We start from the raw sequence: 7,196 nt of genomic DNA on the forward strand, positions 1-7,196 counted from the left end.
CCGGCGGCCCCCCCGGGGGGGGCCCCCGGGCCCCCCCCCGGGGGGGGGCCCCCCCCGGCCCCCCCCGCCGGGGGGGGGGCCCCGTACTCTACTAGCGCCCCCCCGCCCCGGCCGGGGGCGGTCGTGGCCTCCTGAGGCCGCCGCACGACCCTGCCGCGGCCCCGTCGCCGTCGGGACGCGCCGTTGCGGCGAGAACGTCGAGCCCCGGTCCGTGTCCGGCTCCGACCGTCACGGCCGGGGCTTCGTGCTGTCCACGGCCGGGCGTCCCGCGCGGGCGCGGAGGCATGCTGGAAACCATGCTGCCTGTGCTCGACCTCGGCTCCGCCGACACCGATACCGATGCCTTCCGCACCGCCCTGCGCGAGGCCGCCCACCACGACGGGTTCTTCTATCTGGTCGGACACGGGGTGCCGCGGGCCGATATCGACGGCATCCTCGCGCTCGCCCGCGAGTTCTTCGCCCTGCCCGCCGAGGCCAAGGAGGAGATCAGCCAGCTGCGCAGCCCGCAGTTCCGCGGCTACTCCCGCCTCGGCGGAGAGCTGACCAACGGCCGGGTCGACTGGCGCGAACAGGTCGACATCGGCCCCGAGCGGCCCGTCGTCCCGGACGCCGAGGGATACCTGCACCTGCAGGGCCCGAATCTGTGGCCGTCGGCGCTGCCGGAGTTGCGGCCCCCCGTCGAGCGGTGGGTGCAGATGCTCGGCGAGGTCGGGATGCGGCTGCTGCGGCACTGGTCGGTCTCGCTCGGCGCCGCCGAGACCCACTTCGACGCCGCCTTCGCCGAGAACCCCGCCACCCTCATCAAGGTGGTGCGTTATCCGGGCAGCGCTGAGACCGCCCAGGGCGTGGGCGCGCACAAGGACTCCGGCGTGCTGACCCTGTTGCTGGTCGAGCCCGGGTCGACCGGCTTGCAGGTGGAGACCGAGCGCGGCGAATGGATCGACGCCGACCCGCTGCCCGGCGCGTTCATCGTCAATATCGGCGAACTGCTCGAATACGCCACCGGCGGATATCTGCGCGCCACCCGGCACCGGGTGCTCGCCCCCGCGCCCGGCGCCGACCGGATCTCCATCCCGTACTTCCTCAATCCCGCGCTCGACGCGCAGATACCGCCGATCGCGTTGCCGCCGGAACTGGCCGCCCGCTCGCGCGGGGTGGAAGCCGACCCGAACAATCCGATCTTCGGCACCTACGGTGAGAACGCATGGAAATCGCGGGTGCGGGCGCACCCGGATGTGGCGTGGAAGCATCACGGTATCCGGCCTGCCGGACACGCTTCGTCGTATCGAGCGCCGGCGCCGGAAGACTACCGGGCCGTCAGCGGGGGATGGCGTTCTGGAGCCCGCCGACCTCGGTGATCTCCCAGTTCGCCGCGCGGTCGATGGTGAGCGAGTAGGTGACCGTGGTGCGTGCCCCGTCCGGGTTCTGCACGCTGGTGGAGTCGACCGTCAGGTAGGCGTTGACCTGGAACACCCCGTCGGACTCCGAGATCACGTCCGCGGAGAGAGCGGTGGCGGTCGAGGTCCACTGCAGGGGCAGCAGGATCTGTTCCAGCTGCGGGGCGGTGGCGTCGAACTTGGCCGCCAAGGGCGCGGCCGCGCCGTCCTTCAGGCGGGTGAACCAGGAGGCGACGTCGCGGTAGTCGATGGTGGACGCGCCGAGTGCGTAGTCGAGGGCGATCTGTTCGGCGCGTCGCTCGTCGGCCGCGCGGGCCTCGGTGGCGGCGATGGTGGAGCGGGCCGAGGCGTACAGGATGCCCAGTGTCACCGTCGCTGTGAGCAGGGCTGCCACCACCAGGACGGTCAGCGCGGTCGACAGCTCGACGGACACGGTTCGCGCGCCGACAGTCGTGGGTGCGGTGTGCTCGCGCGCCTGCTTCGCGTCCGTGGCTGTGCTCTCCCTTTCCGGGGCGGAGTCCGAGGGGACCGTCCCCGGTGTGGTCGCCGTGGTCTCCGGCGGCTCGGTGGACTCCGGGGTGCCGGTGGTTGCCGTGCTCATGCTCCGTCCTTTCGTGACAGGAGTTCTCACTTCAGGGTGACCCGGAAGCGCAGGACGCCATCGGGTTCGACGGTGCTCAGGGCCTGGTCGAGCAGTGCGCCGATGTCCAGATCGGGCATGCGCGCCACCGCGTCGGTGACCACGGGGGCCAGCATCGGTCCCAGTGGCGCGATGTCGGGGCCGATCTCGCGCAGCAGGGCCTCTACCTCGGTGAGGAAAGGGGCGACACCGTCGCCGGTGAAGTAGTCCGAGGGCGGTCGGCTCTCCACGAGCACCGAGCCGTTCTGCACGATCGCGCTCAGCGTCACCCCGAACTCGCCGAACAGCGGTCCGGCCACGGCCAGCGAAGGTCCCATCCAGTCGATGTCGCCACCCATGGCCTGCATGTCGTCGAACAGCTGGCGCAGGGTCGTGGTCCGGCTGAGCAGGGTCGCCGCCAGCAGGGCGGTGGAGCGTTGCAGGGTCTGCACGGCGGCGTCGGTGCCATCGAGCGCCTGGTCGAAGGTGGTGACCAGGCTCGCCATGACCTCCGGGCGGATCGCGTCGAGGAGCTCCACCACGCGGGTGGACAGGGCGGTCACGGTGGCGGGCATCTGGATGCGATCGGCCGTGATGATCTGCCCGTCCTCGAGATACGGGCCCGCGCCGCCGCGGGGTTCGAACGCGACGTAGGGCTCGCCCAGGGCGGAGAGCATGTCGATGCGGATCTCCCCGTCGACCGGCACCCGATGGCGCTCGTCGACGCGCAATCGCACCAGCACCCCCGAGGCCCGGGTGCGCACCGATTCGGTCCGGCCGACCTGGATTCCGTTGAGCAGCACCGGCGCGCCGGCGCCGAGACCGCCGGAGTCCTCCAGGTGCAGCTCCACGGTGATGTGGTCGCGTCGCGGATCCAGGTGCAGCACACCGAGACTCATGTAGGCGACGCCGAAGACCAGCACCGCGGCGATCGCTGTCAACGAGGTGAGCGTGCGGACGTTCATCGGACCGCCCCGATCATGCGCAGGGTGTCGACGATGCGGGCGGTCTGCTCCTCCGGGGGCAGGGCGGTGCCACCGGCGACGGTGATCCGGGTGAGATCCACCCGTGGGCTGCCGCCGGCCAGCGGGATGATCTCCTCGTGCAGCAACTCGGTGAGCGCCTTCAGATTCGACGGCGCCGAGGTGTCCAGGGGCGCGCTGCCGAACAGCATCGGCACGACCGCCCGGACGGCGGCATCCAGTGATTGCACGATCGGCGCCACCCAGCTCACCGCCGGACCCACCGGGCCGAGCGAGGTGAGCACGAAGATGACGCCGATCTGGGTGTCGATCGCATCGGTGGTGTGCTGCACGCCGTAGGGGGTGAGCAGATCGTCGAGGATCACCCCGTTGTCGAGCACACCCCGCTCGACCACCGACTCCAGCCCGTCCAGCACGGCGTCAACGGCGGCGGTGTCGGCGGCCAGGTCGTCGAGGTCGGAGCCGAGCGCACCGGCGATGCGAGCGGTCTCGCGCGGGTCCTGCGGAAGTGCTCCGTTGACCGTGCGGACGATGTCCTGCATGTCGGTGATGGCGCCGCTGCCGACAAAGATCGAGAGGGCGGCCAGGATGTCCTCGATGAGCGGCGGTTGCACGGTGTGGTCGAGCGGGATGGTGGCGCCGGGCGCGAGCGTGGGCCCGCCGGGGTGCTCGGGTTCGGTCAGCGCGATGTGGACATCACCGAGCGGGGTCTCCTGCCGCAGTTCGGCGGTCGTGCCCACCGGCAGCCGCACCGAATCGAGCACCTCGATCTCGGCGACCACGAAACCGGGGCGCGCGCGGGTGGCATCGATCAGGGTGAGCTCGGTCAGTTCGCCCACGCGCACACCGTCGGCGATGACCTTCGCGCCCTGCGGCAGGTTCAGCACATTCGCGAACTCGACGCGAAGCGGGTAGGTGGGGCCGTCGACGCCGGCGCCCGGCACCGGGATGTGGGCGGGCTGGAACGAACAGCCCGCCGTGGCCGAGCCGAGTGTGAGGGACAGCGCGGCGACACCCAGGACCGCTCGCTTCCCGAGCACGCGCAGGGCCGATCGTGCCGGGAGCAGGCGAGCAGGCGCGGTCATCGGGCGCTCACCGCCGCGGCGAGCAGGGCAGGCAGGGAAACCCGCACCACGCCCTCGTCGGAGACAGGGCAGGGGTGCCCGGTGACGAGCTGGACGGCCGCGCACACGCGGGCCGCCTCGGCCTCGGGCAGGGCGAGGGCGGGCGGGGCGTAGCGGATCGTCGTCACGCCGGTGAGCGGGTCACGGGCGCCGGTGAAGCCGGCGGCCAGGGCGGGGGTCATCTCGATCAGTTCGGCGGCCGAACCGATGCCGGCGGCCAGCAGGCCGGGGAGTTCGGCGGTGCCGGAGCGGGTGCGGATGGCGGGCGCGATCATGCGGATCACATCGTTGAGCTGTGGGAGCACCGAGGCCAGGTCGTCGACGAGCTGGATGATGGGCGGGAAGGCGATGGTGACGATGTCGTGGAAGGTCTGCGGCAGCCCGCTGACCACCGATTCGGCGGTGCCCCAGCTCGCCCTGGCCCGATGGGTGAGGGCGGCAAGGGCGTCGATCAACGCGCCGATCCGGTCGATGGCGGCGTGCGGGGCCGCCAGAGCGCGGGCCAGTTCCTGGATGACGGCGTTGATCTGCTCGCCGGTGCCCGCGGTGGCCCGGTCGAGGGCGGCCAGTCCGCCGACCGCGTCGGCGGCGTCGGGCCTGCCGTCGCGGTTCAGCTGGTCGGCGAGTCCGGCGAGTGCGTCGAAGGTCTGCGAAAGGCTCTGCGGGGTGAGCGTTCTGGTGATGCAGTGCGCGGGTTCCCAGCCGGGCCCGTCCGGCTCCGCGCCGACGAGTTCGAGCCTGCGGTCGGCCAGCAGGGTGTCGCTGACGGTCACCGCGCCGACATCGGTGGGCAGGGTGCGGTCGGCGCGGACGGTGAAGCGCACCCGCGCCGAAGCGCCGATGGATTCGATGCCGGTGACCTCCCCGACCCGGACCCCGAGGACGGTGACCGCGCTGCCCTCGTAGAGGCCGACGCTGTCGGGCATGTCGGCGCAGTAGGCGCGGGTCTCGGGTTCGGGCCGGGCCAGGCCGTAGGCGGCCGCCGCGACCAATGCCACGGTGAGCAACATGGCGGTGGACATGAATCCGCGCGACCCCAGCACGCGAGCGAGCATCAACAGCCACCTCCCGGCACCGGCACGCACAGGCCGGGCAGTGCCACGCTCGCGCCGGAATGGTCGACGGCCACACCGCCTTCCGGCGCCGCCAGCGGCAGCAGGCGCTGCCCGAGCGTGATGAGCGAATCGAGCAGCACGCCCATGCGGTCGCCGAGCTCGGTCAGTCGCGGCACCAGCTCCGCCAGCGGCTGTGCCCGCTCGCGCACTGTCTCGTCCCAGGCCCAGCCGAGCGGCGCGAGGCCGCCCAGGACCGCCGAGACGTCGTAGAGCGCTTGGGCCACCTGGGATTTGTAGGTCTGCACGATCGTCTGCAAGGTGCCCAGATTCCGCACCAGTTGCGCCAGCACCTCCGAGGCGCCGCTCATCGCGGTCAGATACTCCTCGGCCAGCGCGATGGCGCGGGAGATGTCGGCGTTCTGCCGGTCCATGATCTCGGCCAGGTCCTCGGTGGCGGTGATCGCCGCGCGCACCGCCTCCGGGCTGCCGCCGACCGCGGCCGCGACGGCGTCGAGGTTCTCGCGCACCAGCTCGCCGTCGAGACCGGAGACCGGTTCGATGGCGGCCTGGAAGACCTGGGTGAGGGTGTAGGGCAGGGTGACTCGTTCCCGGGGGATGACCTGGGAGCCGAGTGGTTCCACACCGGCCGGTTCGAGGGCGAGATAGTAGCCGCCGACGACGGTCAGCATCCGCACCGACAGGGCGGTCCGGTCACCGACGAAGACCTCGTCGGCCACGGTGAAGGTCATGCGCACCCGGTCCGCCAGCAGGTCGAGGGATTTCACCTTGCCGACCGGAATGCCCGCCAGCCGCACGTCGTCGCCCTCCCTGATCTGCCCGGCCTGGGCGATCTCGGCGGTGTAGGTGTGCGCTGACTCGGTGCCACGCACGTACACCAGCCCGATCACGGCGACCAGCAGCACCGCCAGGCACATGCCCGCGACACCCCACCGCAGGTCGGTGCCGGGGTCCTCCGGGCCGGTGCGCGGACGGCGCCGCGGCGACGCGAGACGGTGATGCGATGTCAGGACCGGCACAGCACGACCTCCTGTCCGGCGAACAGGATCGCCAGCGGCGCGGGCGCCGCGGACGCACCGTGGGTGCAGGTCGGTTCGGCCTGCGGGCCGGTGGCCGGGACCACCGCCGCGATCGACTGGACGAGTCCGGGCAGCCGGTCGAACACCGCCACCGCGGTCGCGGGGTCTGGGAAGGCCTGCCGCAGCAGCAGATCCAGATCACGGCCGGGTTCGCCGGTGACGCCAAGCGTGGCGAGCATGGCGCGGACCGGCTGGATGACCGGCGGGATGTGCAGGGAGAACTCGACCAGGCCGGGCAGTTTGTCGGCGATCGAGGTGAACAGATTGGTCAGATTGGTCAGCATCTGCACCGCGTCACCGGAATTGCCGCCGAGCAGCTCGGCCGTGCGCGCCAGATTCGCCACCAGGACCGAGATCACCGCCTGGCGGTCGGAGGCAAAGCGGCTCAGCCGCTCGATGGCGTCCAGGGCCGGAGCGATGCCGCTGCCGTCGCCGTGCAGGACGGCCAGGATGCTCTCGGTGAAGTGGTTGATCTCGCCGGGGGAGAGCTGGGCCAGCACCGGCTGCAAGCCGTTGAACAGCGTGGTGATGTCGAAGGCGGGCACCGTCCGGGTGGTGTCGAACACCGTGCCCGGCTCCCGCAGGGCACTCGGCTGCTCGGGCTGCACGATCTCCAGATAGCGGAATCCGGTGAGGTTCTGGTATTTGACCGCGATCACGCTGTCGGCGAACACGGGCCGGTCGCGCTGCACGGTGAAGCGGGCCCGTGCCAGCCCGCCGTCGAGGGTCAGTTCCCGCACCTTGCCGACCTGTACCCCGTACATGCGCACGTCGTCGCCCACCCGCAGGCCGTTGGCATCGGTTAACAGGGCGGTGTAGCCGACGGTCGGGCCGTCGACGGGACGTCGCACCAGCTGGAAGACGCCAACCAGCGCCACGGCCGTCACCAGGACGGCCGCTGCCACCCGGAGAAAGAGTGCC

7 protein-coding genes are annotated in these 7,196 nt (G+C 71.7%); 1 reads left to right on the forward strand and 6 read right to left on the reverse strand.

Annotated elements, in window-relative coordinates; translation table 11 throughout:
• Positions 1–296 precede the first annotated feature (296 nt).
• The gene (locus tag QH283_RS08795) at positions 297–1,358 is read left to right on the forward strand and encodes an isopenicillin N synthase family dioxygenase (protein WP_280502532.1); all 1,062 of its coding nucleotides are present in this window, start codon (positions 297–299) and stop codon (positions 1,356–1,358) included.
• Here QH283_RS08795 and QH283_RS08800 read toward each other — a convergent pair.
• The 6 genes from QH283_RS08800 to QH283_RS08825 all read right to left on the reverse strand — a co-directional run.
• A complete protein-coding gene (locus QH283_RS08800) occupies positions 1,318–1,998 on the reverse strand; it encodes a hypothetical protein (RefSeq protein ID WP_280502527.1) in 681 nt (226 codons plus the stop codon). The two genes, QH283_RS08795 and QH283_RS08800, sit on opposite strands and share 41 nt — an antisense overlap.
• A 26-nt stretch (positions 1,999–2,024) precedes the next feature.
• Positions 2,025–2,981, reverse strand: a complete 957-nt coding sequence (locus QH283_RS08805; protein ID WP_280502528.1) for an MlaD family protein — start codon at positions 2,979–2,981, stop codon at positions 2,025–2,027.
• Positions 2,978–4,039 carry an MlaD family protein gene (locus QH283_RS08810; RefSeq protein WP_280502529.1) on the reverse strand — a complete coding sequence of 354 codons (1,062 nt, stop codon included), beginning with the start codon at positions 4,037–4,039 and terminating at the stop codon, positions 2,978–2,980. Before QH283_RS08810 ends, QH283_RS08805 begins: the two co-directional genes overlap by 4 nt.
• A gap of 41 nt (positions 4,040–4,080) precedes the next feature.
• Positions 4,081–5,178: an MlaD family protein gene (locus tag QH283_RS08815; RefSeq protein ID WP_280502530.1), complete on the reverse strand. Its 1,098-nt coding sequence runs from the start codon at positions 5,176–5,178 to the stop codon at positions 4,081–4,083.
• Positions 5,178–6,215: an MlaD family protein gene (locus QH283_RS08820; RefSeq protein ID WP_280502531.1), complete on the reverse strand. Its 1,038-nt coding sequence runs from the start codon at positions 6,213–6,215 to the stop codon at positions 5,178–5,180. The genes QH283_RS08815 and QH283_RS08820 overlap by 1 nt, the downstream gene beginning before the upstream one ends.
• A partial coding sequence (locus QH283_RS08825; RefSeq protein ID WP_348538273.1) for an MlaD family protein occupies positions 6,203–7,196 on the reverse strand: 994 nt, incomplete at its 5' end. The genes QH283_RS08820 and QH283_RS08825, both read right to left, overlap by 13 nt.

Source organism: Nocardia farcinica, assembly GCF_029867845.1.
Taxonomy (GTDB): domain Bacteria; phylum Actinomycetota; class Actinomycetes; order Mycobacteriales; family Mycobacteriaceae; genus Nocardia; species Nocardia farcinica_A.

Excerpts from the sequence above, each read along its gene's own strand:
- QH283_RS08815 (WP_280502530.1), bottom strand. The coding sequence starts at position 5,178 with ATGCTCGCTCGCGTGCTGGGGTCGCGCGGATTCATGTCCACCGCCATG.
- QH283_RS08795 (WP_280502532.1), top strand. The coding sequence starts at position 297 with ATGCTGCCTGTGCTCGACCTCGGCTCCGCCGACACCGATACCGATGCC.
- QH283_RS08800 (WP_280502527.1), bottom strand. The coding sequence starts at position 1,998 with ATGAGCACGGCAACCACCGGCACCCCGGAGTCCACCGAGCCGCCGGAG.
- QH283_RS08805 (WP_280502528.1), bottom strand. The coding sequence starts at position 2,981 with ATGAACGTCCGCACGCTCACCTCGTTGACAGCGATCGCCGCGGTGCTG.